This is a genomic window from Paraburkholderia phytofirmans PsJN (genome assembly GCF_000020125.1).
Taxonomy (GTDB): domain Bacteria; phylum Pseudomonadota; class Gammaproteobacteria; order Burkholderiales; family Burkholderiaceae; genus Paraburkholderia; species Paraburkholderia phytofirmans.
In genome coordinates this window covers 4,063,912-4,090,749 of record NC_010681.1, presented here as the reverse complement: position 1 = coordinate 4,090,749, position 26,838 = coordinate 4,063,912, and the positions used below count along the sequence as shown (strand labels likewise).

Here is a 26,838-nt window from a genome sequence, read left to right as displayed (position 1 = left end):
TAGGCTCGTTCAAGCCATCGGACGGCCATCGGGTCTCAGTCGGTGAACACTCGGGTTGTCTCATCAAGGTATCCTGCCTCGACAACAATGCCCGCCGTGATTCGGAGATCGTATGCAATATTCCTTCACCGAGAAGAAGCGTATTCGCAAGAGTTTTGCGAAGCGCCCCATCGTTCACCAAGTACCTTTCCTGCTGGCTACCCAGCTTGAATCATTCAGCACGTTTCTGCAAGCAGACACGTCGTCCACGCAACGCAAGCCGGAAGGCCTGCAAGCTGCGTTTACCTCCGTTTTTCCGATTGTTTCGCATAACGGGTTCGCTCGTCTAGAGTTCGTCAGCTACATGCTGTCGCCGCCGGCATTCAACATCAAAGAATGTCAGCAGCGCGGTTTGACGTACTGCTCGGCGCTGCGCGCGAAAGTGCGTCTGGTGCTGCTCGACAAGGAATCGCCGAGCAAGCCGGTCGTCAAGGAAGTGAAGGAACAGGAAGTGTACATGGGCGAAATTCCGCTCATGACGCCGACGGGTTCGTTCGTCATCAACGGCACGGAACGTGTGATCGTTTCGCAGCTGCACCGTTCGCCGGGCGTGTTCTTCGAACACGACAAGGGCAAGACGCACAGCTCGGGCAAGCTCCTGTTCTCGGCACGTATCATTCCCTACCGCGGTTCGTGGCTCGATTTCGAGTTCGACCCGAAGGACGTGCTGTACTTCCGCGTCGACCGTCGTCGCAAGATGCCGGTCACGATCCTGCTGAAGGCAATCGGCCTCACGCCGGAACAGATCCTCGCAAACTTCTTCGTGTTCGATAATTTCACGCTGATGCCGGAAGGCGCGCAGATGGAATTCGTGCCCGAGCGTCTGCGTGGTGAAGTCGCGCGTTTCGACATCACGGACCGTGATGGCAACGTGATCGTCCAGAAGGACAAGCGGATCAACGCGAAGCACATTCGCGACCTCGACAACGCCAAGACCAAGTTCATCTCGGTCCCGGAAGACTATTTGCTCGGCCGCGTGCTGGCAAAGAATGTCGTCGACGGCGACACGGGTGAAGTCATCGCCAACGCGAACGACGAAATCACGGAAACCGTGCTCGAGAAGTTGCGCGAGTCGAAGATCAAAGACATCCAGACGCTCTATACGAACGATCTGGATCAAGGTCCGTACATCTCGTCGACGCTGCGTATCGACGAAACCGCGGACAAGATGGCCGCTCGCATCGCGATCTACCGCATGATGCGTCCGGGCGAACCGCCGACCGAAGAAGCGGTCGAGGCGCTGTTCAACCGTCTGTTCTACAGCGAAGACGCATACGACCTCTCGAAGGTGGGTCGTATGAAGTTCAATCGCCGTGTCGGCCGCGACGAAATCGTCGGCCCGATGACGCTGCAAGACGACGACATCCTCGCCACGATCAAGATCCTGGTCGAGTTGCGTAACGGCAAGGGCGAAGTGGACGACATCGACCACTTGGGCAATCGTCGTGTGCGTTGCGTGGGCGAACTGGCGGAAAACCAGTTCCGCGCAGGTCTCGTGCGTGTCGAACGTGCTGTGAAGGAACGTCTGGGTCAGGCCGAAAGCGAAAACCTGATGCCGCACGACCTGATCAATTCGAAGCCGATTTCGTCGGCAATTCGCGAGTTCTTCGGTTCGTCGCAGCTGTCGCAGTTCATGGACCAGACCAACCCGCTGTCGGAAATTACCCACAAGCGCCGTGTTTCGGCTCTTGGCCCGGGCGGTTTGACGCGTGAGCGCGCTGGCTTTGAAGTCCGCGACGTGCACCCGACTCATTATGGTCGCGTGTGCCCGATTGAAACGCCGGAAGGTCCGAACATCGGCCTGATCAACTCACTCGCTCTGTACGCGCACCTGAACGAATACGGCTTCCTCGAAACGCCGTATCGCAAGGTCGTGGACAGCAAGGTGACCGATCAGATCGACTATCTGTCGGCGATCGAAGAGGGCCGTTACGTGATCGCTCAGGCGAACGCGGCGGTGGCGGAAGACGGCTCGCTGACCGACGAACTGGTGTCGTCGCGTGAAGCCGGCGAAACGCTGATGGTCACGCCGGACCGCATCCAGTACATGGACGTGGCGCCGTCGCAAATCGTGTCGGTGGCAGCATCGCTGATTCCGTTCCTCGAGCACGATGACGCGAACCGCGCATTGATGGGTTCGAACATGCAGCGTCAGGCTGTGCCGTGTCTGCGTCCTGAAAAGGCCGTGGTCGGGACGGGTATCGAGCGCACGGTGGCAGTCGACTCGGGTACGACCGTTCAGGCATTCCGCGGCGGTGTGGTCGATTACGTCGACGCGGGCCGTATGGTGATCCGCGTGAACGACGATGAAGCCGCGGCCGGCGAAACCGGCGTGGACATCTACAACCTGATCAAGTACACGCGTTCGAACCAGAACACGAACATCAACCAGCGCCCGATCGTAAAGGTCGGCGACATCGTGTCGCGTGGCGACGTGCTGGCTGATGGTGCATCGACCGACCTCGGCGAACTGGCTCTCGGCCAGAACATGCTGGTGGCGTTCATGCCGTGGAACGGCTACAACTTCGAAGACTCGATTTTGATCTCGGAGAAGGTGGTTGCGGACGACCGTTACACGTCGATCCACATCGAAGAACTGAACGTCGTTGCTCGCGATACGAAGCTCGGACCGGAAGAAATCACGCGCGACATCTCGAACCTGGCTGAAGTGCAACTCGGCCGTCTCGATGAGTCGGGCATCGTCTACATCGGCGCTGAAGTCGAAGCGGGCGACGTGCTGGTCGGCAAGGTCACGCCGAAGGGCGAAACCCAGCTGACGCCGGAAGAGAAGCTGCTGCGCGCGATCTTCGGTGAAAAGGCTTCGGACGTGAAGGACACGTCGCTGCGCGTGCCGTCGGGCATGAGCGGCACCGTGATCGACGTTCAAGTGTTCACGCGTGAAGGCATTCAGCGCGACAAGCGTGCGCAACAGATCATCGACGATGAACTGAAGCGCTATCGCCTCGACCTGAACGACCAGTTGCGTATCGTGGAAGGCGACGCGTTCCAGCGTCTCGCACGTATGCTCGACGGCAAGGTCGCGAACGGCGGTCCGAAGAAGCTGGCGAAGGGCACGAAGATCGAACAGGCTTACCTGCAAGATCTGGATCATTACCACTGGTTCGACATCCGCCTCGCGGACGAAGAAGCAGCGGCACAGCTCGAAGCCATCAAGGACTCGATCGAACAGAAGCGTCACCAGTTCGATCTGGCGTTCGAAGAAAAGCGCAAAAAGCTCACGCAAGGCGACGAACTGCCGCCGGGCGTGTTGAAGATGGTCAAGGTGTACCTGGCAGTCAAGCGCCGCCTGCAGCCTGGCGACAAGATGGCCGGCCGTCACGGTAACAAGGGTGTCGTGTCGAAGATCGTTCCGATCGAAGACATGCCGTACATGGCCGACGGCCGTCCGGCTGACGTCGTTCTGAACCCGCTCGGCGTGCCGTCGCGGATGAACGTGGGTCAGGTTCTCGAAGTGCATCTGGGTTGGGCCGCGAAGGGTCTCGGCTGGCGTATCGGCGAAATGCTGCAGCGTCAGGCGAAGATCGCTGAACTGCGCGAATTCCTGACCAAGATCTACAACGAGTCGGGCCGCGCTGAAGAGCTGGACAGCTTCACGGACGACGAGATCGTCGAACTGGCGAAGAACCTGCGCGAAGGCGTTCCGTTCGCTACGCCGGTGTTCGACGGCGCGACGGAAGAAGAAATGTCGCGCGCGCTGGATCTGGCATTCCCGGACGACATCGCGAAGAACCTCGGCATGACGCCGTCGAAGAATCAGGTGCGTCTGTACGACGGCCGCACGGGCGAAATGTTCGAACGTACGGTGACGGTCGGCTACATGCACTACCTGAAGCTGCACCACTTGGTCGACGACAAGATGCACGCGCGTTCCACGGGCCCGTACTCGCTCGTGACGCAGCAGCCGTTGGGCGGTAAGGCGCAATTCGGTGGCCAGCGTTTCGGTGAAATGGAAGTGTGGGCGCTCGAAGCGTACGGCGCATCGTATGTGCTGCAGGAAATGCTGACGGTGAAGTCGGACGACGTGACAGGCCGGACCAAGGTTTATGAAAACCTGGTCAAGGGCGATCACGTGATCGACGCCGGCATGCCGGAATCCTTCAACGTGTTGGTGAAGGAAATCCGCTCGCTCGGTATCGATATCGACCTCGACCGCAACTAATCGGACTACGGAGAGAAAGCAATGAAAGCTCTGCTCGATCTATTCAAGCAAGTCCAACAGCCTGAAGTTTTTGACGCGATCAAGATCGGTCTGGCTTCGCCGGACAAGATCCGTTCGTGGTCGTTCGGTGAAGTGAAGAAGCCGGAAACCATCAACTACCGGACGTTCAAGCCGGAACGCGATGGTTTGTTCTGCGCGAAGATCTTCGGGCCGATCAAAGACTACGAATGCCTTTGCGGCAAGTACAAGCGCCTGAAGCATCGTGGCGTGATCTGCGAGAAGTGCGGCGTTGAAGTGACGCTGGCGAAAGTGCGTCGCGAACGCATGGGCCACATCGAACTGGCCTCGCCGGTTGCGCACATCTGGTTTTTGAAGTCGCTGCCGTCGCGTCTGGGCATGGTGCTCGACATGACGCTGCGCGACATCGAACGCGTGCTGTACTTCGAAGCCTATGTGGTGATCGATCCGGGCATGACGCCGCTGAAAGCGCGGCAGATCATGACCGAAGAGGATTACTACAACAAGGTCGAAGAATACGGTGACGAATTCCGTGCCGAGATGGGCGCGGAAGGCGTGCGCGAATTGCTGCGCGCGATCAACATCGACGAACAGGTCGAGATGCTGCGCACCGAACTCAAGAACACGGGTTCGGAAGCGAAGATCAAGAAGTACGCGAAGCGCCTGAAGGTGCTCGAGGCTTTCCAACGTTCGGGCATCAAGCCTGACTGGATGGTGCTCGAAGTGCTGCCGGTGCTGCCGCCGGAACTGCGTCCGCTGGTGCCGCTCGATGGCGGCCGCTTCGCGACGTCGGACCTGAACGACCTGTATCGCCGCGTGATCAACCGTAACAACCGGTTGAAGCGTCTGCTCGAGCTGAAGGCGCCTGAAATCATCGTCCGCAACGAAAAGCGGATGCTGCAGGAAGCCGTCGATTCGCTGCTCGACAACGGTCGTCGCGGTAAGGCCATGACCGGCGCGAACAAGCGTCCGTTGAAGTCGCTCGCCGACATGATCAAGGGTAAGGGCGGTCGTTTCCGTCAGAACTTGCTCGGTAAGCGCGTTGACTACTCGGGCCGTTCGGTGATCGTGGTCGGCCCGACGCTCAAGCTGCATCAGTGCGGTCTGCCGAAGCTGATGGCGCTCGAACTGTTCAAGCCGTTCATCTTCAACAAGCTCGAAGTGATGGGTGTCGCTACCACCATCAAGGCTGCGAAGAAGGAAGTCGAGAACCAGACGCCGGTGGTGTGGGACATTCTCGAAGAAGTCATTCGCGAACATCCGGTCATGCTGAACCGTGCGCCTACGCTGCACCGTCTTGGCATTCAGGCTTTCGAGCCGGTGCTCATCGAAGGTAAGGCAATCCAGCTGCACCCGCTCGTTTGCGCGGCGTTCAACGCCGACTTCGACGGTGACCAGATGGCTGTTCACGTGCCGCTGTCGCTGGAAGCGCAGATGGAAGCGCGCACGCTGATGCTGGCGTCGAACAACGTCCTGTTCCCGGCCAACGGCGATCCGTCGATCGTGCCGTCGCAGGATATCGTGCTCGGTCTGTACTACGCGACCCGTGAAGCAGTGAACGCAAAGGGCGAAGGCCTGACGTTCACCGGCGTTTCGGAAGCGCTGCGTGCCTACGAGAACAAGGAAGTCGAGCTCGCCTCGCGCGTCAACGTGCGGATCACCGAAATGGTCCACAACGAAGACAAGTCGGAAGGTGCGCCGGCGTTCGTGCCGAAGATCACGCTGTACCCGACCACCGTCGGCCGTGCAATCCTGTCGGAAATCCTTCCGCCGGGCCTGCCGTTCTCGGTGCTCAACAAGCCGCTGAAAAAGAAGGAAATCTCGCGCCTCATCAACACCGCGTTCCGCAAGTGCGGTCTGCGTGAAACGGTGATTTTCGCCGACCAGTTGATGCAGTCGGGTTTCCGTCTGGCAACGCGCGCTGGTATCTCGATCTGCGTCGACGACATGCTCGTGCCGCCGCAGAAGGAAACCATCGTCGGCGACGCCGCGAAGAAGGTGAAGGAATACGACCGTCAGTACATGTCGGGTCTCGTCACGTCGCAAGAGCGCTACAACAACGTGGTCGACATCTGGTCGGCAACGTCGGAAGCGGTCGGCAAGGCGATGATGGAGCAGCTGTCGACGGAACCGGTCACGGATCGCGACGGCAACGAAACGCGTCAGGAATCGTTCAACTCGATCTACATGATGGCGGACTCGGGTGCTCGTGGTTCCGCGGTTCAGATTCGTCAGCTGGCCGGTATGCGTGGCCTGATGGCGAAGCCGGACGGCTCGATCATCGAGACGCCGATTACGGCGAACTTCCGTGAAGGCCTGAACGTGTTGCAGTACTTCATCTCGACCCACGGCGCACGTAAGGGTCTGGCTGATACGGCACTGAAGACGGCAAACTCGGGTTACCTGACGCGTCGTCTGGTTGACGTGACGCAGGATCTGGTGGTGGTCGAGGACGATTGCGGTACGTCCAACGGCGTCGCGATGAAGGCGTTGGTCGAAGGCGGGGAAGTCGTCGAAGCGCTGCGTGACCGTATCTTGGGTCGCGTGACGGTGGCTGACGTCGTCAATCCGGAATCGCAGGAAACGCTGTACGAAACGGGCACGTTGCTCGACGAAGATGCGGTCGAAGAAATCGAACGCCTCGGCATCGACGAAGTGCGCGTGCGTACGCCGCTGACTTGCGAAACGCGTTACGGTCTGTGCGCAGCCTGCTACGGCCGCGACCTGGGCCGCGGCTCGTCGGTCAACGTCGGTGAAGCAGTCGGCGTGATCGCTGCGCAGTCGATTGGCGAACCGGGCACGCAGCTCACGATGCGTACGTTCCACATCGGTGGTGCGGCGTCGCGCGCGGCAGTGGCTTCGTCGGTTGAAGCGAAGTCGAACGGTACGGTGCGTTTCACGGCAACGATGCGTTACGTCACCAACGCGAAGGGCGAGCAGATCGTCATCTCGCGTTCGGGCGAAGCAATGATCACCGACGACCACGGTCGCGAGCGCGAACGTCACAAGGTGCCGTACGGCGCGACGCTGTTGCAACTGGACGGCGCGCAGATCAAGGCCGGCACGCAACTGGCAACGTGGGATCCGATGACGCGTCCGATCATCACCGAGTGGGGCGGTACGGTGAAGTTCGAAAACGTCGAAGAAGGCGTGACCGTTGCGAAGCAGATCGACGATGTGACGGGTCTGTCCACGCTGGTCGTGATCGACGTGAAGCGTCGTGGTTCGCAAGCTTCGAAGACGGTGCGTCCGCAGGTCAAGCTGCTCGATGCGAACGGCGAAGAAGTCAAGATCCCGAACACCGAGCACTCGGTGCAGATCGGCTTCCAGGTCGGCGCTCTGATCACCGTGAAGGACGGTCAGCAAGTGCAGGTCGGTGAAGTGCTGGCACGTATCCCGGTCGAATCGCAGAAGACGCGTGACATTACCGGTGGTCTGCCGCGTGTGGCCGAGCTGTTCGAAGCGCGTTCGCCTAAGGACGCAGGTATCCTGGCGGAAGTCACGGGTACGACGTCGTTCGGTAAGGACACGAAGGGCAAGCAGCGTCTCGTTATCACGGACCTCGACGGCAATCAGCACGAGTTCCTGATCGCGAAGGAAAAGCAGGTCCTAGTGCACGATGGTCAGGTCGTCAACAAGGGCGAAATGATTGTCGACGGTCCGGCCGATCCGCACGACATCTTGCGTCTGCAAGGTATCGAAGCGCTGTCGCGTTACATCGTGGACGAAGTGCAGGACGTGTACCGTCTGCAAGGCGTGAAGATCAACGACAAGCACATTGAAGTGATTGTTCGTCAGATGCTGCGTCGCGTGCAGATTACGGACAACGGCGATACGCGTTTCATCCCGGGCGAACAGGTCGAGCGGTCGGATATGCTCGACGAGAACGACCGTATGATCGCGGAAGACAAGCGTCCGGCAACGTACGAAAACGTGCTGCTCGGTATCACGAAGGCCTCGTTGTCGACCGATTCGTTCATCTCGGCGGCGTCGTTCCAGGAAACGACCCGCGTGCTGACCGAAGCGGCGATCATGGGCAAGCGCGACGACCTGCGTGGTCTGAAGGAAAACGTGATCGTCGGCCGTCTGATTCCGGCCGGTACGGGTCTCGCGTTCCACAAGGCGCGCAAGAGCAAGGAACTGTCCGACCGCGAGCGTTTCGATCAGATCGCAGCGGAAGAGTCGTTCGAATTCGGTACGCCGGAAACCCCGGCCGCCGAACAGCAGCACTCAGGCGAGTAAGCTCAGGTCAGTAAGTCCAGGCGGCGTAAGCCGCTTGGGCTCACCAGCCAGCGAAGCCGCTCAGTTTCGACTGAGCGGCTTTTTTTTGCGCTTTTCCTTTTAGCGCTCTTTTTGCGGACTAGTAGGCCAAACGGCTAACGCTGCATCAAAGCGCGGGCGCAACACGAATGCGTTGGTAAAATTCGTGTCACCGGCATCACGCTGCTTCTCTCAAATTCATGTCCCGTCCGCTCGAAATTCTCAACGAAGTCTTCGGTTACCCCGCGTTCAGAGGGCAGCAGGGCGAAATTGTCGAGCACGTCGCCGGCGGCGGCGACTGCCTCGTGTTGATGCCGACGGGCGGCGGCAAGTCCCTCTGCTATCAGATTCCGTCGCTGGTACGGCGCGAAGGCGGCTTCGGCACCGGAATCGTCGTTTCTCCTCTGATCGCGCTGATGCAGGATCAGGTCGCCGCGCTCACCGAAGTGGGCGTGCGCGCGGCATATCTGAATTCGACGCTCTCGAGCGCCGAGGCGATGGCGACCGAGCGCGCGTTGCGCGACGGTGATATCGATCTGCTCTACGTGGCGCCGGAACGTTTGATGACACCCCGTTTCCAGGAGTTGCTGGAGCGCACGCGTATAGGCTTGTTCGCCATCGACGAAGCCCATTGCGTGTCGCAATGGGGGCACGATTTCCGCCCGGAATACATTCAGTTGTCGGTGCTGCACGAGCGCTTCCCGAACGTGCCGCGAATCGCGCTGACGGCCACCGCTGACGACATCACGCGCGACGAGATCATCCACCGCCTGGCGCTGGACGATGCGCGCGTTTTCGTGTCGAGCTTCGACCGGCCGAACATTCGTTATCGCATCGTCGAGAAGGACAATGCGCGTGCGCAGTTGCTGGACTTCATCCGCGCGGAGCATTCAAAGCCGGACGGCACGACCGACGCCGGCGTCGTCTACTGCCTGTCGCGCCGTAAGGTCGAGGAGACGGCGGAATGGCTGAAGGAAAAAGGCATGAGCGCGCTGCCGTATCACGCCGGCATGGAGTTCGAAATCCGCCAGAAGCATCAGGAGATGTTTCAGCGCGAGGAAGGGATTGTGATGTGCGCGACGATCGCATTCGGTATGGGCATCGACAAACCGGACGTGCGTTTTGTCGCTCACCTCGACCTCCCGAAGAGTGTCGAAGGCTACTACCAGGAAACGGGTCGCGCGGGCCGCGACGGCATGCCGGCGAATGCATGGATGGCCTACGGTCTCGGCGACGTCGTGCAGCAGCGCAAAATGATCGACGAATCCGACGCCGACGACGCGCACAAGCGCGTCCAGACCGGCAAGCTGGATGCGTTGCTCGGATTGTGCGAAGCGGCGACCTGCCGGCGAGTGCGACTGCTCGGGTATTTCGGTGAATCGAGCAAGCCTTGCGGCAATTGCGACAACTGCCTTGAACCGCCGGACACATGGGACGCAACGCGTGAGGCGCGCATGGCGCTGTCGTGTGTGTTCCGCGCACAGCGCGCGAGCGGCTTTCATTTCGGCGCCGGTCATCTAATCGACATCCTGCGCGGTAACAGCAGCGAGAAAATCCTGCAGCGTGGTCACGAGAAGCTGACCACATTCGGCATCGGTTCGGCGCTAGGCGAGCAGGAGTGGCGAGCAGTTTTCCGCCAGTTGGTCGCGTTCGGCTATCTGACGGTCGATCACGAAGGCTTCGGCTCACTCGTCCTGACCGAGGCAAGCAAGCCGGTGCTCAAAGGTGAGCAGAACGTCACCATGCGCCGCTATGTGAAGCCTACGCGCACGCGTCAATCGTCCGGCCGCACCAGTGAGCGCGCCGACCCGACGATCGGCATGGGCCCGCGCGAACGCGCGCGCTGGGAGCGGTTGCGGGCATGGCGCACTGAAACTGCGAAGAGCGACGGCGTGCCGGCCTACGTGATTTTCCACGATGCAACCCTGGCGGAAATTGCCCGCAACGGCCCTGACTCGATTGACGATTTGCGCGGTATCCCGGGTATGGGCGCACGCAAACTCGACCGTTTCGGCGATGAATTGCTGGAAGTCGTCGCCGCCGACTAAGCGCTCTGCAAGTGCCTGAGCAGGTCGGCAGGGGTGCGAAACATCGCAACCTGTTGACTCCCTTAGTAATTTCGGAATATTATGCTAGGTTCCGGTTCTTGGAATGCCTGTGCGCGAAGTCAATTCATGCGCGGACTAGCCGGTCCGGAAGTTCGATGCGCGATCGTTTCTGCTTTGCCCGGAAACATATGCGTCGATTTTGTTCAATTTCAGGAATAAACAATGCCAACCATCAATCAACTGGTTCGCAAAGGCCGCCAGTCGGAAACGACTAAGAGCAAGAGCCCGGCCTTGCAGGACTGCCCCCAGCGTCGCGGCGTGTGCACCCGTGTGTACACCACGACGCCTAAGAAGCCTAACTCGGCACTGCGTAAGGTTGCCAAAGTTCGTTTGACGAACGGCTTCGAAGTTATTTCGTACATCGGTGGTGAAGGCCACAACCTGCAGGAACACTCGGTCGTGCTGATTCGCGGCGGCCGTGTTAAGGACTTGCCGGGTGTGCGTTACCACATGGTTCGCGGCTCGCTGGATACCCAGGGCGTCAAGGATCGTAAGCAGGCTCGCTCGAAGTACGGTGCGAAGCGTGCCAAGGCTGGCAAGTAATTAGCCGGTCGGTATTTCAGGTCGCCTGCAAAGGCGGTAATAGCGGTGGTGCCGGAATCGCCGGTGCTGTCGAGTAAGTGGTCACCCGACCGGGCTGGTAAGTCGTAAGAGATGAATCGGGTTAGTTGGTGGCCGCGGGGCTAAAAATAGCTCCAACTGAAAAGTTAAAGGAAGAAACATGCCGCGTCGTCGCGAAGTCCCCAAGCGGGAAGTGTTGCCGGATCCGAAGTTCGGTAACGTTGATGTAGCTAAGTTCATGAACGTGCTGATGCTCTCCGGCAAGAAGTCGGTTGCCGAGCGTATCGTGTACGGCGCTTTCGAACAGATCCAGACCAAGGGTGGCAAGGACCCGCTGGAAGTGTTCACGGTAGCGCTCAACAACGTCAAGCCGGTGGTCGAAGTGAAGAGCCGCCGCGTTGGTGGTGCGAACTATCAGGTTCCGGTCGAAGTGCGCCCGTCGCGTCGTATGGCATTGGCGATGCGTTGGCTGCGTGAAGCCGCGAAGAAGCGCAGCGAGAAGTCGATGGCCCTGCGTCTGGCAGGTGAACTCTCCGAAGCGGCGGAAGGCCGTGGCGGCGCAATGAAGAAGCGCGACGAAGTTCACCGGATGGCAGAAGCCAACAAGGCGTTCTCGCACTTCCGTTTCTAAGCTTCCCGAACCCGGGTTTAGCAGAAAAAACGGAAAGAAATTCCGGGCGGGTGCGCTTACAAAGCGCCTCGCCCGTTTGTGTTACAGCGCGATGGGTATTTTCTCGCATCGCGTCATCCCAATAGAGGATCAAAGTGGCTCGCAAGACACCTATCGAGCGCTACCGTAACATCGGTATTAGCGCTCACATCGACGCCGGCAAAACGACGACGACCGAGCGCATCTTGTTCTACACCGGCGTGAACCACAAGATTGGTGAAGTTCACGACGGCGCTGCCACCATGGACTGGATGGAGCAGGAGCAGGAACGCGGCATCACGATCACGTCCGCTGCTACCACGGCGTTCTGGAAAGGCATGGCCGGCGACCGCGCTGAGCACCGCATCAACATCATCGACACCCCGGGTCACGTCGACTTCACGATTGAAGTTGAGCGCTCGATGCGCGTGCTCGACGGCGCGTGCATGGTGTACTGCGCTGTGGGCGGCGTTCAGCCCCAGTCGGAAACCGTGTGGCGTCAGGCTAACAAGTACAAGGTTCCCCGTCTCGCGTTCATCAACAAGATGGACCGTACCGGCGCGAACTTCTTCAAGGTTTACGACCAGCTCAAGCTGCGTCTGAAGGCGAACCCGGTTCCGGTCGTGGTGCCTATCGGCGCGGAAGAAAACTTCACGGGCGTCGTCGATCTGCTGAAGATGAAAGCGATCATTTGGGATGAAGCGTCCCAAGGCACGAAGTTCTCGTACGAAGAAATCCCGGCAGAATTGGCTGACTCGTGCAACGAGTGGCGCGAGAAGATGATCGAAGCGGCTGCCGAGTCGAGCGAAGAGCTGATGAACAAGTACCTGGAAGAGGGCGAGCTCTCCGAAGCGGAAATCATCAAGGGTCTGCGCGACCGTACGATCGCTTGCGAAATTCAGCCGATGCTGTGCGGCACCGCGTTCAAGAACAAGGGCGTGCAGCGCATGCTGGACGCAGTGCTCGACTTCCTGCCGTCGCCGATCGACATCCCGCCGGTGACCGGCGAGCTGGAAAACGGTGAAAAGGGTGAGCGCCGCGCTGCCGACGACGAGAAGTTCTCGGCACTGGCATTCAAGATCATGACCGACCCGTTCGTCGGCCAGTTGATCTTCTTCCGTGTGTACTCGGGTGTCGTGAATTCGGGCGACACCGTGCTGAACGCGACCAAAGACAAGAAGGAACGTCTGGGTCGTATTCTGCAGATGCACGCGAACCAGCGCGAAGAAATCAAGGAAGTCCGCGCAGGCGACATCGCTGCTGCAGTCGGCCTGAAAGACGCAACGACCGGCGACACGCTGTGCGATCCGCAAAGCCCGATCGTGCTCGAACGCATGATTTTCCCGGAGCCGGTGATTTCGCAGGCTGTTGAGCCGAAGACCAAGCCCGACCAGGAAAAAATGGGTCTGGCATTGAACCGCCTGGCACAGGAAGATCCGTCGTTCCGCGTTCAAACGGACGAAGAATCGGGCCAAACCATTATTTCGGGCATGGGCGAGCTCCACCTGGAAATTCTGGTTGACCGTATGAAGCGCGAGTTCGGCGTGGAAGCAACCGTCGGCAAGCCGCAGGTTGCATACCGCGAAACGATTCGCGGCAAGGCGGAAGACGTTGACGGCAAGTTCGTCAAGCAGTCGGGTGGTCGCGGCCAGTACGGTCACGCGGTCATCACGCTTGAGCCGAATGAGCAAGGCAAGGGCTACGAGTTCCTCGACGAGATCAAGGGCGGCGTGATTCCGCGCGAATACATCCCGGCGGTGGACAAGGGTATCCAGGAAACGCTGAAGGCTGGCGTGCTGGCAGGCTTCCCGGTCGTCGACGTCAAGGTTCACCTGACGTTCGGTTCGTACCACGACGTTGACTCGAACGAAAATGCGTTCCGCATGGCCGGTTCGATGGCGTTCAAGGAAGCAATGCGCAAGGCCCAACCGGTCATCCTCGAACCGATGATGGCTGTTGAAGTCGAAACACCTGAAGATTACATGGGCAACGTGATGGGCGATCTGTCGGGTCGTCGCGGTATCGTTCAGGGCATGGACGACATGGTTGGCGGCGGCAAGATCGTTCGCGCCGAAGTCCCGCTGTCGGAAATGTTCGGCTACTCGACGTCGCTGCGTTCGCTGACCCAAGGTCGTGCAACGTACACGATGGAGTTCAAGCACTACTCTGAAGCACCGCGTAACGTGTCTGAAGCGATCATCAACGCGAAGTCGAAGTAATCGCGCGGCAAGTCATTCAACGATTAACTTTTTGAAAGAAGAGAAACATGGCTAAAGGTAAATTCGAACGGACCAAGCCGCACGTGAACGTCGGCACGATCGGTCACGTTGACCACGGCAAGACCACGCTGACGGCAGCGATCACGACGGTTCTGACGCAGAAGTTTGGCGGCGAAGCGAAGGCATACGACCAGATCGACGCGGCGCCGGAAGAAAAGGCACGTGGTATCACGATCAACACGGCGCACGTCGAGTACGAAACGGCTAACCGCCACTACGCACACGTCGACTGCCCGGGCCACGCTGACTATGTGAAGAACATGATCACGGGCGCAGCGCAGATGGACGGCGCGATCCTGGTGTGCTCGGCTGCAGACGGCCCGATGCCGCAAACGCGTGAGCACATCCTGCTGGCGCGTCAGGTTGGCGTGCCGTACATCATCGTGTTCCTGAACAAGTGCGACATGGTGGACGACGCTGAGCTGCTCGAACTCGTCGAGATGGAAGTGCGCGAACTTCTGTCGAAGTACGACTTCCCGGGCGACGACACGCCGATCATCAAGGGTTCGGCCAAGCTGGCGCTGGAAGGCGACAAGGGCGAGCTGGGCGAAGTGGCGATCATGAATCTGGCCGACGCGCTGGACACGTACATCCCGACGCCGGAGCGCGCAGTTGACGGTGCGTTCCTGATGCCGGTGGAAGACGTGTTCTCGATCTCGGGTCGCGGCACGGTGGTGACGGGTCGCGTTGAGCGCGGCGTGGTGAAGGTCGGCGAGGAAATCGAAATTGTCGGTATCAAGCCGACGGTGAAGACGACCTGCACGGGCGTGGAAATGTTCCGCAAGCTGCTCGATCAAGGTCAGGCAGGCGACAACGTGGGTATCCTGCTGCGCGGCACGAAGCGTGAAGACGTGGAGCGTGGCCAGGTTCTGGCGAAGCCGGGTTCGATCAACCCGCACACGCACTTCACGGCTGAAGTGTACGTGCTGAGCAAGGACGAAGGTGGCCGTCACACGCCGTTCTTCAACAACTATCGTCCGCAGTTCTACTTCCGTACGACGGATGTGACGGGCTCGATCGAGTTGCCGAAGGACAAGGAAATGGTCATGCCGGGCGACAACGTGTCGATCACGGTGAAGCTGATCAACCCGATCGCGATGGAAGAAGGTCTGCGTTTCGCAATCCGCGAAGGCGGTCGTACGGTCGGTGCAGGTGTGGTTGCCAAGATTCTCGAGTAAAATCGCGAATTGACGTATTTGCTGTAAGTGGTGCCCGGAGCCGGGCGCCGGCCCTCAGCGGGCACCCGGCTCTACGTTCTTTTACTGTCTGGCGGTGCAATACCGCCTCGCTCTTTTCCAAGGAATTGTCATGCAGAACCAGAAAATCCGCATTCGCCTGAAGGCTTTCGACTATCGCCTGATCGATCAATCGGCAGCTGAAATCGTCGACACGGCAAAGCGGACTGGCGCAATCGTTCGTGGTCCGGTGCCCCTGCCGACCCGCATTCAACGCTTCGACATCCTGCGTTCGCCGCACGTCAACAAGACGTCGCGCGATCAGCTCGAAATTCGTACCCACCAACGCCTGATGGACATCGTCGATCCGACGGACAAGACCGTTGACGCACTGATGAAGCTGGACCTGCCGGCTGGTGTGGACGTCGAAATCAAGCTGCAATAAAGCTTCAAAGTGTTGCCTGGCGTGCCGGGCAGCGCTAAGTCATTGATTGCTTGCGGAAAACGAAAAGCCTCGCTATAATAGTGGGCTTTTCGCGCATTTGCGCAAAAAAGTCGGTGTGCTGCAGCATGAATTCATGCCCGAAACGGCACCGGCATTTTGTAAATTAGCCCCGACCAATCGCAGTCGGGAATGGAGAAAACGATGAGCCTTGGACTCGTAGGTCGCAAGGTTGGCATGACCCGTATCTTCACGGCAGAAGGGGATTCGATTCCCGTTACCGTGCTGGACGTGTCCGACAACCGCGTGACGCAGATCAAGACTGTTGAAACCGACGGCTACACGGCCGTGCAGGTTGCATTCGGTACGCGCCGTGCATCGCGCGTGACGAAGCCGTTGGCCGGTCATCTCGCCAAAGCCGGTGTTCAAGCCGGTGAAATCCTCAAAGAATTCCAGATCGATGCTGCCAAGGCTGCCGAGTTGTCGAACGGCACCGTGGTCGGTCCCGACCTGTTCGAAGTAGGCCAGAAGGTCGACGTGCAAGGTGTGTCGATCGGTAAGGGCTACGCCGGTACCATCAAGCGTTACAACTTCGCATCCGGCCGTGCATCGCACGGTAACTCGCGCTCGCACAACGTGCCGGGCTCGATCGGTATGGCGCAGGATCCGGGTCGTGTTTTCCCGGGTAAGCGCATGACCGGTCACATGGGTGACGATACGGTAACCGTGCAAAACCTCGAAATCGCTCGTATCGACGCTGACCGCAAGCTGTTGCTGGTCAAGGGCGCCGTTCCGGGTGCGAAGGGTGGCAAGGTATTCGTTACGCCGGCCGTGAAGACGCGTGCCGTGAAAGGAGCGAAATAATGGAACTTAAGCTCCTGAATGCCAATGGTCAGGAAGGTGCGGGCGTTAGCGCGTCGGACGTCGTGTTCGGCCGCGATTACAACGAAGCCCTGATTCACCAGGTGGTGGTCGCGTATCAAGCGAATGCCCGTAGCGGCAACCGCGCGCAGAAGGACCGTGAGCAAGTCAAGCACACGACCAAGAAGCCGTGGCGCCAGAAAGGTACGGGCCGCGCCCGTGCCGGTATGTCGTCGAGCCCGCTGTGGCGCGGCGGTGGCCGGATCTTCCCGAATTCGCCGGAAGAAAACTTTTCGCACAAGGTCAACAAGAAGATGCATCGCGCAGGTCTCTGCTCGATCTTCTCGCAGCTGGCCCGCGAAGGCCGCATCTCGGTGGTTGACGAGCTGACGCTCGAAGCGCCGAAGACGAAGCTGCTGGCCGAAAAATTCAAGGCGATGGGTCTCGACTCCGTGCTGGTGATTACCGACACGGTTGACGAAAACCTGTACCTCGCGTCGCGCAACCTGGCCCATGTGGCAGTTGTCGAGCCGCGTTACGCCGACCCGCTGTCGCTGATCTACTTCAAGAAGATCCTGATCACGAAGGCTGCGGTCGCCCAGATCGAGGAGTTGCTGTCATGAGCGAGATTCGCAAGAACGATCATCGTTTGATGCAGGTCCTGCTCGCGCCGGTGATCTCCGAAAAGGCGACGCTGGTGGCCGACAAGAACGAGCAAGTCGTGTTCGAAGTCGCGCCCGATGCCACGAAGCAGGAAGTGAAAGCTGCAGTCGAGCTGCTGTTCAAGGTGGAAGTCAATTCCGTCAACGTGCTGGTCTCGAAGGGCAAAGCCAAGCGCTTTGGCCGCTTCATGGGCAAGCGCAAGGACGTGAAGAAGGCGTACGTCTGCTTGAAGCCCGGCCAGGAAATCAACTTTGAAGCGGAGGCCAAGTAATCATGGCAATCGTTAAAGTTAAGCCGACTTCGCCGGGTCGCCGTGCGATGGTCAAGGTGGTCAACAAGGAACTGCATAAGGGCAAGCCGTACGCACCGCTGCTCGACTCGCAATCCTCGACCGCCGGCCGTAACAACAACGGTCACATCACCACCCGTCATAAGGGCGGTGGTCACAAGCATCACTATCGCGTCGTCGATTTCCGTCGTAACAAGGACGGTATCGCAGCGAAGGTCGAACGTCTTGAGTACGATCCGAACCGTAGCGCGAACATCGCGCTGGTTCTGTACGCAGACGGCGAGCGCAAGTACATCATCGCGCCGAAGGGTTTGACGGTTGGCCAGCAACTGATGTCGGGTTCGGAAGCTCCGATCCGCGCAGGCAATACGCTGCCGATCCGCAACATCCCGGTCGGTACGACGATTCACTGCATCGAAATGCTGCCGGGCAAGGGCGCGCAAATGGCGCGTTCGGCTGGTACGTCGGCGATGCTGCTGGCTCGTGAAGGCATCTACGCACAGGTCCGCCTGCGCTCGGGTGAAATTCGCCGCGTTCACGTTGAATGCCGCGCGACGATTGGTGAAGTTGGCAACGAAGAGCACAGCCTCCGTCAAATCGGTAAGGCTGGCGCGAACCGCTGGCGCGGTATCCGCCCGACGGTGCGTGGCGTTGCAATGAACCCGGTCGATCACCCGCACGGTGGTGGTGAAGGCAAGACGGCTGCAGGTCGCGATCCGGTGAGCCCGTGGGGCACGCCTGCTAAGGGTTATCGCACCCGCAGCAACAAGCGCACGACGAGCATGATCGTCCAGCGCCGTCACAAGCGTTAAGGAGTAGGCAATGGCACGTTCTGTAAAAAAAGGTCCGTTCTGCGACGCCCATTTGCTGAAGAAAGTTGAGGCGGCAGCAGCTTCGCGGGATAAGAAGCCGATCAAAACCTGGTCGCGCCGTTCGACGATCCTCCCGGATTTCATCGGTCTGACGATCGCCGTTCATAACGGTCGTCAACACGTTCCGGTGTACATCTCGGAAAACATGGTCGGCCACAAGCTTGGCGAGTTCGCACTGACCCGTACGTTCAAGGGTCATGCAGCCGACAAGAAGGCTAAGAAATAAGGGGCTCATGATGGAAGTGAAAGCAATTCATCGCGGTGCCCGCATCTCGGCGCAGAAAACGCGCCTTGTGGCTGACCAGATCCGCGGTTTGCCGGTCGACAAGGCGCTGAACGTTCTGACGTTTTCGCCGAAGAAGGCTGCGGGAATCGTGAAAAAGGTCGTGCTGTCGGCGATCGCGAATGCGGAGCATAACGAAGGCGCCGATATCGATGAGCTCAAGATCACGAGCATCTACATCGACAAGGCTGCGTCGCTCAAGCGTTTTACCGCGCGCGCTAAAGGCCGTGGTAACCGCATCGAGAAGCAATCCTGTCACATCACTGTGACGGTCGGGAATTAAGGGGTCATACGATGGGACAGAAAATTCATCCGACTGGCTTCCGTTTGGCCGTCAGCCGCAATTGGGCGTCGCGTTGGTACGCGAACAACAACAATTTCGCGGCGATGTTGCAGGAAGACATCGGTGTTCGTGAATACCTGAAGAAAAAGCTGAAGAACGCGTCCGTCGGCCGCGTTGTGATCGAGCGTCCTGCAAAGAACGCCCGTATCACGATTTTCAGCTCGCGTCCGGGTGTCGTGATCGGTAAGAAGGGTGAAGACATTGAACTGCTGAAGTCCGAGCTGCAAAAGCGCATGGGCGTTCCGGTTCACGTCAACATCGAAGAAATCCGTAAGCCGGAAACCGATGCGCAACTGATCGCGGATTCGATCACGCAACAGCTCGAGCGCCGGATTATGTTCCGCCGCGCGATGAAGCGTGCGATGCAAAACGCCATGCGTCTGGGTGCTCAAGGCATCAAGATCATGAGCGCTGGCCGCCTGAACGGTATCGAAATCGCTCGTACGGAATGGTATCGCGAAGGTCGCGTGCCGCTTCATACGCTGCGTGCCGATATCGACTACGCGACTTCGGAAGCGAAGACGACGTACGGCATCATCGGCGTGAAGGTGTGGGTGTACAAGGGCGACACGCTCGGCCGCAATGACGCACCGGTGGTCGAAGAAGTCGCCGAAGAAAAGCGTCCGCGCCGTAACGCACGTCCGGGTGGCGATCGCCGTCCGCGTCGCGATGGTGAAGGTGGTGGCCCGGCAGGTGCACGCCGTGGCGCTCCTCGTCGTGCTGGCGGTGCCGGCGGCGACGGGAAGACTGGAGAATAACGATGCTGCAACCGAAACGCAGAAAGTATCGCAAAGAGCAGAAGGGTCGTAACACCGGCATCGCCACCCGCGGCAACGCGGTGTCGTTCGGTGAGTTCGGCCTGAAGGCTATCGGTCGTGGTCGCTTGACCGCGCGCCAGATTGAAGCGGCACGTCGTGCAATGACGCGTCACATCAAGCGTGGTGGCCGCATCTGGATCCGCATCTTCCCGGACAAGCCGATCTCGCACAAGCCGGCCGAAGTACGGATGGGTAACGGTAAAGGTAACCCTGAGTACTACGTCGCAGAGATTCAACCGGGCAAGATGCTGTACGAAATGGACGGCGTAACCGAAGAGCTGGCACGCGAAGCGTTCCGTCTGGCTGCAGCTAAGCTGCCGCTCAAGACGACGTTTATCGTGCGTCAGCTCGGCGCCTAAGGAGCAAATGATGAAGGCTTCCGAACTTCACCAGAAAGATCAGGCCGCGCTCAACAAGGAGCTGTCGGACCTGTTGAAGGCGCAATTCGGCCTGCGCATGCAACTCGCGACCCAGCAGCTCACGAACACGAGCCAGCTGAAGAAGGTCCGTCGCGACATCGCACGTGTGCGGACCGTCCTGACTGAGAAGGCGAACCAGAAATGAACGATAGCGTAAAAACCTCGCTCAAGCGGACGCTGGTCGGCAAGGTCGTCAGCAATAAGATGGACAAGACGGTCACCGTGCTGGTCGAGCACCGCGTGAAGCATCCGATCTACGGCAAGTACGTTGTGCGCTCGAAGAAATACCACGCGCACGACGATGCGAACACGTATAACGAGGGCGACCTCGTTGAAATCCAGGAAACGCGTCCGATTTCGAAGACGAAAGCTTGGGTTGTGGCTCGCCTGGTCGAGGCTGCTCGCGTCATCTGACGCCGCAAAGTTGTAGAAGTAATTGAAATCGCAGTAAGTTTCGCTTGCAAGACCGAGATTATTTGTTATAATCTCGGTCTTCCCTCTTTTATGGGAGCCCCGTCGCGGGCGAAGTTGGTGGGGGAAGCGGTTCGGGCGCCAGTCTGTTCCGTAGGATTCACCGGATTGCGATGGCGGGTTTCGTTTGCCGTCGCTGCTGTTCATACCCAAGCAGCCGATTGGCTGACGGGACCAAGACTGACCGGGTACGCCATGGTGGTGTGGCCGGATTAAGTTGGGAAAGATAAACCATGATCCAGACCGAAACTCGGCTTGAAGTGGCCGACAACACGGGTGCGCGTGAAGTCATGTGCATCAAGGTGCTCGGCGGCTCGAAGCGTCGTTATGCCAGCATTGGCGACATCATCAAGGTGACCGTCAAAGAAGCAACGCCGCGCGGGCGCGTGAAGAAAGGCGAAATTTACAACGCCGTGGTGGTTCGCACCGCCAAGGGCGTGCGCCGTCAGGACGGCTCGCTGATCAAGTTCGATGGCAACGCCGCTGTGTTGTTGAATGCCAAGCTCGAACCTATTGGCACCCGTATTTTCGGGCCTGTCACGCGCGAGTTGCGTAGCGAACGATTCATGAAGATCGTTTCGTTGGCACCTGAAGTGCTGTAAGGAGTCGCGATGAACAAGATTCGCAAAGGTGACGAAGTTATCGTCATCACCGGCAAAGATAAAGGCAAGCGCGGCGTCGTGCTGTCCGTTGGCGAAGGCAAAGTGATTGTCGAGGGCATCAACCTCGTCAAGAAACACGTCAAGCCGAACCCGATGAAGGGTACGACGGGCGGTGTGGAAGCCAAGACGATGCCGCTGCAAATTTCGAACGTCGCATTGGTCGACGCGAATGGCAAGGCGTCGCGTGTAGGCATCAAGGTCGAAGGAGACAAGAAAGTCCGTTTCCTTAAAACGACCGGTGCCGAGCTGAGCGCCTGACGCTGCGGAGTAAAAAAATGGCTCGTTTGCAAGAGTTTTACAAAGAGAAGGTTGTACCCGGCCTCATCGAGAAGTTCGGTTACAAGTCCGTGATGGAAGTGCCGCGTATCACCAAGATCACCCTCAATATGGGTCTTGGCGAGGCGGTTGCTGACAAGAAGATCATCGAAAACGCCGTTGGCGATCTGACGAAGATCGCTGGCCAGAAGCCGGTGATCACGAAGGCACGCAAGGCAATCGCTGGCTTCAAGATCCGTCAAGGCTATCCGATCGGTGCAATGGTCACGTTGCGTGGTCAGGCAATGTACGAATTTCTAGACCGTTTCGTGACGGTTGCGCTCCCCCGGGTGCGTGACTTCCGTGGCGTGTCGGGTCGTGCGTTCGATGGTCGCGGCAACTACAACATCGGTGTGAAAGAGCAGATCATTTTCCCCGAAATCGACTACGACAAGATCGACGCACTGCGTGGGCTGAACATCAGCATCACGACGACTGCGAAGACTGACGACGAAGCAAAGGCTCTGCTCGCCAGCTTCAAGTTCCCGTTCAGAAACTGAGGTTACCGTGGCTAAACTGGCACTGATCGAACGTGAAAAGAAGCGTGCTCGCCTGGCCGCTAAGTACGCTCCCAAGCGTGCTGAGCTGAAAGCGATTATCGGCGATATGAGCAAGTCGGACGAAGAGCATTACGCAGCACGTCTGGAACTGCAACAACTGCCGCGCAACTCTAACCCGACCCGTAAGCGCAACCGTTGCGCAATTACTGGTCGCCCGCGTGGCACGTTCCGTAAATTCGGGCTGGCGCGTAACAAGATTCGCGAAATCGCGTTCCGCGGCGAGATCCCTGGCCTGACCAAGGCGAGCTGGTAATAGGAGAAACGTAAATGAGCATGAGTGATCCTATCGCCGATATGCTGACTCGCATCCGCAATGCGCAGATGGTTGAGAAAGTCTCGGTGACTATGCCCTCGTCGAAAGTCAAGGTTGCGATTGCGCAGGTCCTGAAGGACGAAGGCTATATCGATGATTTCGCAGTGAAGTCCGAAGGTGCGAAGTCTGAATTGAACATCGTGTTGAAGTACTACGCTGGCCGTCCGGTTATCGAGCGCATTGAACGCGTCTCGAAGCCTGGTCTGCGTGTGTACCGCGGCCGTAACGACATCCCCGTGGTCATGAATGGCCTCGGCGTGGCAATCGTGTCGACGCCGAAGGGCGTGATGACGGACCGCAAGGCGCGCGCAACGGGCGTTGGCGGCGAAGTCATCTGCTACGTCGCTTAAGGCCGAAAGGAGAGAAACATGTCTCGAGTAGGTAAAAGCCCGGTCGCGCTGCAAGGCGCAGAAGTGGCCCTGAGCGACGATCGCATCACCGTCAAGGGCCCGCTGGGTACGATTACGCAGGCGGCAAACCGCCTCGTGAAAGTGGTGAACGACAACGGCACGCTGAATTTCGAGCCGGTTGACGAAAGCCGCGAAGCGAATGCGATGTCGGGCACGATGCGCGCACTGGTTGCGAACATGGTGAACGGCGTGACGAAGGGTTTCGAGCGCAAGCTGACGCTGGTTGGCGTTGGTTACCGCGCACAGGCGCAAGGCGACAAGCTGAACCTGTCGCTGGGTTTCTCGCACCCCGTGGTGCACCAGATGCCGGAAGGCGTCAAGGCTGAAACCCCGACGCAAACCGAAATCGTGATCAAGGGGATCAATAAGCAACAAGTTGGCCAGGTCGCTGCAGAAGTGCGCGGCTATCGCCCGCCGGAGCCCTACAAGGGCAAGGGTGTGCGTTACGCCAATGAGGTTGTGATCCTCAAAGAAACGAAGAAGAAGTAAGGGTGCGCAATCATGGATAAGACTCAATCTCGCCTGCGCCGCGCTCGTCAGACGCGTATCAAGATCGCTGAGCTGCAGGTCGCGCGTCTCGCCGTGCATCGCACGAACACGCACATCTACGCGCAAGTGTTCTCGCCGTGCGGCACCAAGGTGCTCGCCAGCGCGTCGACGCTCGAGGCCGAAGTGCGTGCGCAACTGGCTGATCAGACGGGCAAGGGCGGCAACGTCAATGCTGCGACCCTGATCGGTAAGCGCATCGCAGAAAAGGCTAAGGCTGCCGGCATCGAATCCGTCGCCTTCGACCGTTCGGGTTTCCGTTACCACGGCCGCGTGAAAGCGCTGGCTGATGCGGCGCGCGAAGCCGGACTCAAGTTCTAAGGGAAGAATTCGTCATGGCAAAGATGCAAGCGAAAGTTCAGGCTGACGAACGCGACGACGGCCTTCGTGAAAAAATGATTTCGGTCAATCGCGTGACCAAGGTCGTGAAGGGTGGCCGGATTCTCGGTTTCGCCGCACTGACCGTGGTTGGCGACGGTGATGGCCGCGTCGGTATGGGCAAGGGCAAGGCGAAGGAAGTGCCGGTCGCTGTTCAGAAGGCGATGGAACAGGCTCGCCGCAACATGTTCAAGGTGCCGCTCAAGAACGGTACTCTGCAACACGAAGTGCACGGTAAGCACGGCGCATCGATGGTCCTCCTGGCTCCGGCCAAGGACGGTACCGGCGTGATCGCTGGCGGCCCGATGCGCGCAGTGTTCGACGTGATGGGCGTGCAGAACGTTGTGGCCAAGAGCCACGGTTCGACGAACCCGTATAACCTCGTTCGTGCAACGCTCGACGGTCTGCGCAAGCAGTCCACGCCGGGCGACATCGCGGCGAAGCGCGGCAAGTCCGTCGAAGATATTCTGGGCTAAGGTGGACACCATGTCTGATAAAACTGTCAAGGTCCAGCTCGTCAAGAGCCTGATCGGCACCCGTGAAACGCACCGCGCAACGGTGCGTGGCTTGGGCCTGCGCCGACTCAACTCGGTTAGCGAGTTGCAGGACACGCCGGCTGTGCGCGGCATGATCAACAAGGTTTCGTACCTCGTTAAGGTCATCAGCTAAGCGGCTGACCAGGACTCAAGGAGTTGATAATGGAATTGAATAACCTGAAGCCGGCTGAAGGCTCGAAGCACGCTAAGCGTCGCGTCGGCCGTGGCATCGGCTCCGGTCTGGGCAAGACGGCTGGCCGCGGTCACAAGGGTCAGAAATCGCGTTCGGGCGGCTTTCACAAGGTTGGCTTCGAAGGCGGTCAAATGCCGCTGCAGCGTCGCCTGCCCAAGCGTGGCTTCACCTCGCTGACGAAGGAATTCGTCGGTGAAGTGCGTCTCTCGGATCTGGAAAAACTGCCGGTCGACGAGATCGATCTGTTGGCTCTGAAACAAGCTGGCCTGATTGGCGAGATGATCACGAGCGCCAAGATCATCAAGACCGGCGAGTTGAAGCGTAAGGTCGTTGTGAAAGGTCTGGGTGCGACGAAAGGTGCGCGCGCTGCTATCGAAGCAGCTGGCGGCTCGTTCGCCGAGTAACGCGCAAGTTAATTGCCGTCACTAGCATTTGCATCGGAGAAGGTACTTGGCTAACAGCCCGAGTCTCGCAAAACCCGGTCGCAGCGCGGCGAAGTTCGGCGATCTGCGTCGGCGGGCAGTGTTCCTGCTGCTGGCGCTGATCGTCTACCGAATCGGCGCGCATATTCCGGTGCCGGGTATTGACCCGGACCAACTGGCGAAGTTGTTCCAAAGTCAGTCGGGCGGCATCCTTGGCATGTTCAACATGTTCTCGGGTGGCGCGCTATCGCGGTTCACGATTTTTGCGCTGGGGATCATGCCGTACATTTCGGCGTCGATCATCATGCAGTTGCTGGCAATTGTCTCGCCGCAACTCGAAGCGCTGAAAAAAGAAGGGCAGGCGGGTCAGCGGAAGATTACGCAGTACACGCGTATCTTTACGGTCCTGTTGGCGACGTTCCAGGCGTTCGGCATTGCCGTCGCGTTGGAAAATCAGCCGGGCCTGGTGATCGATCCGGGGATGGTTTTTCGGTTGACGACGGTCGTGACGCTGGTGACCGGCACGATGTTCCTGATGTGGCTGGGTGAGCAGATCACGGAGCGTGGGCTCGGCAACGGTATCTCGATCATTATTTTCGGTGGGATTGCAGCGGGTTTCCCGAATGCGATCGGCGGTCTTGTTTCGCTGGTGCAAACTGGTTCGATGAGTCCGATATCCGCGATTATCGTCGTCGCGCTGATTGCTGCTGTTACGTATCTGGTGGTGTTCATTGAACGCGGCCAGCGCAAGATTCTTGTGAACTACGCGAAGCGGCAAGTCGGTAACAAGATTTACGGCGGTCAGTCTTCGCATCTGCCGCTGAAGTTGAACATGTCGGGCGTGATTCCGCCGATCTTTGCATCGTCGATCATTCTCTTCCCGGCAACCATTCTGAACTGGTTTAGTTCGGGGTCGCGTACCGGTTGGTTCGCAGACACGTTGCACAACGTGGCCGAGGCCCTCAAGCCCGGTCAACCCGTGTACGTGTTGCTGTACGCGTTGGCGATCGTCTTCTTCTGTTTCTTCTACACCGCACTGGTGTTTAACAGCAGAGAGACGGCCGACAACCTGAAAAAGAGTGGCGCTTTCGTCCCAGGCATCCGCCCGGGCGATCAAACGGCGCGATACATTGACCGCATCTTGACGCGTCTGACGCTGGCCGGTGCGATCTACATCGTGTTTGTTTGTCTGCTGCCCGAGTTTCTGGTGCTGCGCTGGAACGTGCCGTTTTATTTTGGTGGAACGTCGCTGCTGATCATTGTCGTCGTCACAATGGATTTCATGGCGCAGGTGCAGTCGTACGTTATGTCGCAACAGTATGAATCGCTGCTGAAGAAAGCTAATTTCAAAGGCGGCGGCGTCCCGATGCGTTGAAAGGACTTATGGCCAAAGACGATGTTATCCAGATGCAGGGTGAAGTCATCGAAAACCTGCCTAACGCTACCTTCAGGGTGAAGCTGGAAAACGGCCATGTCGTATTGGGACACATATCCGGCAAGATGCGGATGCACTACATCCGAATCTTGCCGGGCGACAAGGTGACGGTTGAATTGACGCCTTACGATCTGTCGCGTGCGCGGATCGTGTTCCGGGCGAAGTGATTTGAAAAAAGGGTAATATCATGAAAGTGATGGCATCGGTTAAGCGCATTTGCCGCAATTGCAAGATCATCAAGCGCAAAGGCGTTGTGCGCGTGATTTGCAGCTCTGATCCGCGCCACAAACAGCGTCAAGGCTGAACGCCGCGCTTTTTGCTGCGCTTTTTGTTTGAGG

The 26,838-nt window shown here is 58.8% G+C and carries 31 protein-coding genes; all 31 read left to right on the top strand.

The window, feature by feature from the left end:
• Positions 1-112 precede the first annotated feature (112 nt).
• Positions 113-4,219, top strand: coding sequence for a DNA-directed RNA polymerase subunit beta (rpoB, locus tag BPHYT_RS18155; protein WP_012434577.1), 4,107 nt, complete (start codon positions 113-115; stop codon positions 4,217-4,219).
• Positions 4,220-4,240: 21 nt separating this feature from the next.
• Positions 4,241-8,479 carry a DNA-directed RNA polymerase subunit beta' gene (rpoC, locus tag BPHYT_RS18150; protein ID WP_012434576.1) on the top strand — a complete coding sequence of 1,413 codons (4,239 nt, stop codon included), beginning with the start codon at positions 4,241-4,243 and terminating at the stop codon, positions 8,477-8,479.
• Between the two features lie 218 nt (positions 8,480-8,697).
• Positions 8,698-10,545, top strand: a complete 1,848-nt coding sequence (recQ, locus tag BPHYT_RS18145; RefSeq protein ID WP_012434575.1) for a DNA helicase RecQ — start codon at positions 8,698-8,700, stop codon at positions 10,543-10,545.
• A 222-nt stretch (positions 10,546-10,767) separates the two neighbouring features.
• Positions 10,768-11,148, top strand: a complete 381-nt coding sequence (gene rpsL, locus BPHYT_RS18140; RefSeq protein ID WP_012434574.1) for a 30S ribosomal protein S12 — start codon at positions 10,768-10,770, stop codon at positions 11,146-11,148.
• A 178-nt stretch (positions 11,149-11,326) separates the two neighbouring features.
• A complete protein-coding gene (gene rpsG / locus BPHYT_RS18135; RefSeq protein WP_006053291.1) occupies positions 11,327-11,797 on the top strand; it encodes a 30S ribosomal protein S7 in 471 nt (156 codons plus the stop codon).
• A gap of 134 nt (positions 11,798-11,931) precedes the next feature.
• Positions 11,932-14,034 carry an elongation factor G gene (gene fusA / locus BPHYT_RS18130; RefSeq protein ID WP_012434573.1) on the top strand — a complete coding sequence of 701 codons (2,103 nt, stop codon included), beginning with the start codon at positions 11,932-11,934 and terminating at the stop codon, positions 14,032-14,034.
• A gap of 47 nt (positions 14,035-14,081) precedes the next feature.
• Complete coding sequence (tuf, locus tag BPHYT_RS18125) at positions 14,082-15,272, top strand: elongation factor Tu (protein ID WP_012434572.1); 1,191 nt, start codon at positions 14,082-14,084, stop codon at positions 15,270-15,272.
• Between the two features lie 130 nt (positions 15,273-15,402).
• Complete coding sequence (rpsJ, locus tag BPHYT_RS18120) at positions 15,403-15,714, top strand: 30S ribosomal protein S10 (protein ID WP_006998489.1); 312 nt, start codon at positions 15,403-15,405, stop codon at positions 15,712-15,714.
• Between the two features lie 201 nt (positions 15,715-15,915).
• Positions 15,916-16,575, top strand: a complete 660-nt coding sequence (rplC, locus tag BPHYT_RS18115) for a 50S ribosomal protein L3 (RefSeq protein ID WP_007180137.1) — start codon at positions 15,916-15,918, stop codon at positions 16,573-16,575.
• On the top strand, positions 16,575-17,195 hold the full coding sequence (gene rplD, locus BPHYT_RS18110; RefSeq protein WP_007180136.1) for a 50S ribosomal protein L4: 621 nt from the start codon (positions 16,575-16,577) through the stop codon (positions 17,193-17,195). Before rplC ends, rplD begins: the two co-directional genes overlap by 1 nt.
• Positions 17,192-17,506 (top strand): 50S ribosomal protein L23, encoded by a 315-nt coding sequence (gene rplW, locus BPHYT_RS18105; protein WP_007180135.1) that lies wholly within the window; start codon positions 17,192-17,194, stop codon positions 17,504-17,506. Before rplD ends, rplW begins: the two co-directional genes overlap by 4 nt.
• A gap of 2 nt (positions 17,507-17,508) precedes the next feature.
• Positions 17,509-18,336 carry a 50S ribosomal protein L2 gene (gene rplB / locus BPHYT_RS18100; protein WP_012434571.1) on the top strand — a complete coding sequence of 276 codons (828 nt, stop codon included), beginning with the start codon at positions 17,509-17,511 and terminating at the stop codon, positions 18,334-18,336.
• A 10-nt stretch (positions 18,337-18,346) separates the two neighbouring features.
• Entirely contained in the window at positions 18,347-18,622 is a 276-nt protein-coding gene (rpsS, locus tag BPHYT_RS18095; protein ID WP_004199273.1) for a 30S ribosomal protein S19, read from the top strand.
• A 7-nt stretch (positions 18,623-18,629) separates the two neighbouring features.
• Positions 18,630-18,962, top strand: a complete 333-nt coding sequence (gene rplV / locus BPHYT_RS18090; protein WP_007180133.1) for a 50S ribosomal protein L22 — start codon at positions 18,630-18,632, stop codon at positions 18,960-18,962.
• An 11-nt stretch (positions 18,963-18,973) separates the two neighbouring features.
• Positions 18,974-19,780 carry a 30S ribosomal protein S3 gene (gene rpsC, locus BPHYT_RS18085; protein ID WP_012434570.1) on the top strand — a complete coding sequence of 269 codons (807 nt, stop codon included), beginning with the start codon at positions 18,974-18,976 and terminating at the stop codon, positions 19,778-19,780.
• Positions 19,781-19,782: 2 nt separating this feature from the next.
• Positions 19,783-20,199: a 50S ribosomal protein L16 gene (gene rplP, locus BPHYT_RS18080; protein ID WP_007180131.1), complete on the top strand. Its 417-nt coding sequence runs from the start codon at positions 19,783-19,785 to the stop codon at positions 20,197-20,199.
• A 10-nt stretch (positions 20,200-20,209) separates the two neighbouring features.
• Positions 20,210-20,404, top strand: a complete 195-nt coding sequence (rpmC, locus tag BPHYT_RS18075; RefSeq protein WP_007180130.1) for a 50S ribosomal protein L29 — start codon at positions 20,210-20,212, stop codon at positions 20,402-20,404.
• Positions 20,401-20,673: a 30S ribosomal protein S17 gene (rpsQ, locus tag BPHYT_RS18070; protein WP_007180129.1), complete on the top strand. Its 273-nt coding sequence runs from the start codon at positions 20,401-20,403 to the stop codon at positions 20,671-20,673. Before rpmC ends, rpsQ begins: the two co-directional genes overlap by 4 nt.
• Positions 20,674-20,963: 290 nt before the next feature.
• Positions 20,964-21,332: a 50S ribosomal protein L14 gene (gene rplN / locus BPHYT_RS18065; protein WP_006052212.1), complete on the top strand. Its 369-nt coding sequence runs from the start codon at positions 20,964-20,966 to the stop codon at positions 21,330-21,332.
• A gap of 9 nt (positions 21,333-21,341) precedes the next feature.
• On the top strand, positions 21,342-21,650 hold the full coding sequence (gene rplX, locus BPHYT_RS18060; protein WP_006052213.1) for a 50S ribosomal protein L24: 309 nt from the start codon (positions 21,342-21,344) through the stop codon (positions 21,648-21,650).
• 17 nt (positions 21,651-21,667) lie between these two features.
• Positions 21,668-22,207: a 50S ribosomal protein L5 gene (gene rplE / locus BPHYT_RS18055; protein WP_006052214.1), complete on the top strand. Its 540-nt coding sequence runs from the start codon at positions 21,668-21,670 to the stop codon at positions 22,205-22,207.
• 7 nt (positions 22,208-22,214) lie between these two features.
• Positions 22,215-22,520: a 30S ribosomal protein S14 gene (gene rpsN, locus BPHYT_RS18050; protein ID WP_006052215.1), complete on the top strand. Its 306-nt coding sequence runs from the start codon at positions 22,215-22,217 to the stop codon at positions 22,518-22,520.
• Between the two features lie 14 nt (positions 22,521-22,534).
• Entirely contained in the window at positions 22,535-22,930 is a 396-nt protein-coding gene (gene rpsH, locus BPHYT_RS18045; protein ID WP_006052216.1) for a 30S ribosomal protein S8, read from the top strand.
• An 18-nt stretch (positions 22,931-22,948) separates the two neighbouring features.
• Positions 22,949-23,479, top strand: coding sequence for a 50S ribosomal protein L6 (gene rplF, locus BPHYT_RS18040; protein ID WP_012434569.1), 531 nt, complete (start codon positions 22,949-22,951; stop codon positions 23,477-23,479).
• A 12-nt stretch (positions 23,480-23,491) separates the two neighbouring features.
• Complete coding sequence (gene rplR / locus BPHYT_RS18035; protein ID WP_012434568.1) at positions 23,492-23,857, top strand: 50S ribosomal protein L18; 366 nt, start codon at positions 23,492-23,494, stop codon at positions 23,855-23,857.
• 14 nt (positions 23,858-23,871) lie between these two features.
• The gene (gene rpsE, locus BPHYT_RS18030; RefSeq protein WP_006052219.1) at positions 23,872-24,390 is read left to right on the top strand and encodes a 30S ribosomal protein S5; all 519 of its coding nucleotides are present in this window, start codon (positions 23,872-23,874) and stop codon (positions 24,388-24,390) included.
• A 10-nt stretch (positions 24,391-24,400) separates the two neighbouring features.
• Positions 24,401-24,583: a 50S ribosomal protein L30 gene (gene rpmD, locus BPHYT_RS18025; protein WP_007180126.1), complete on the top strand. Its 183-nt coding sequence runs from the start codon at positions 24,401-24,403 to the stop codon at positions 24,581-24,583.
• 29 nt (positions 24,584-24,612) lie between these two features.
• A complete protein-coding gene (gene rplO, locus BPHYT_RS18020) occupies positions 24,613-25,047 on the top strand; it encodes a 50S ribosomal protein L15 (protein WP_012434567.1) in 435 nt (144 codons plus the stop codon).
• Between the two features lie 46 nt (positions 25,048-25,093).
• Positions 25,094-26,440 carry a preprotein translocase subunit SecY gene (secY, locus tag BPHYT_RS18015; RefSeq protein ID WP_011490049.1) on the top strand — a complete coding sequence of 449 codons (1,347 nt, stop codon included), beginning with the start codon at positions 25,094-25,096 and terminating at the stop codon, positions 26,438-26,440.
• Positions 26,441-26,448: 8 nt separating this feature from the next.
• The gene (gene infA, locus BPHYT_RS18010) at positions 26,449-26,667 is read left to right on the top strand and encodes a translation initiation factor IF-1 (RefSeq protein ID WP_004521905.1); all 219 of its coding nucleotides are present in this window, start codon (positions 26,449-26,451) and stop codon (positions 26,665-26,667) included.
• A 20-nt stretch (positions 26,668-26,687) separates the two neighbouring features.
• On the top strand, positions 26,688-26,804 hold the full coding sequence (gene rpmJ, locus BPHYT_RS18005) for a 50S ribosomal protein L36 (RefSeq protein ID WP_004199844.1): 117 nt from the start codon (positions 26,688-26,690) through the stop codon (positions 26,802-26,804).
• Positions 26,805-26,838 lie beyond the last annotated feature (34 nt).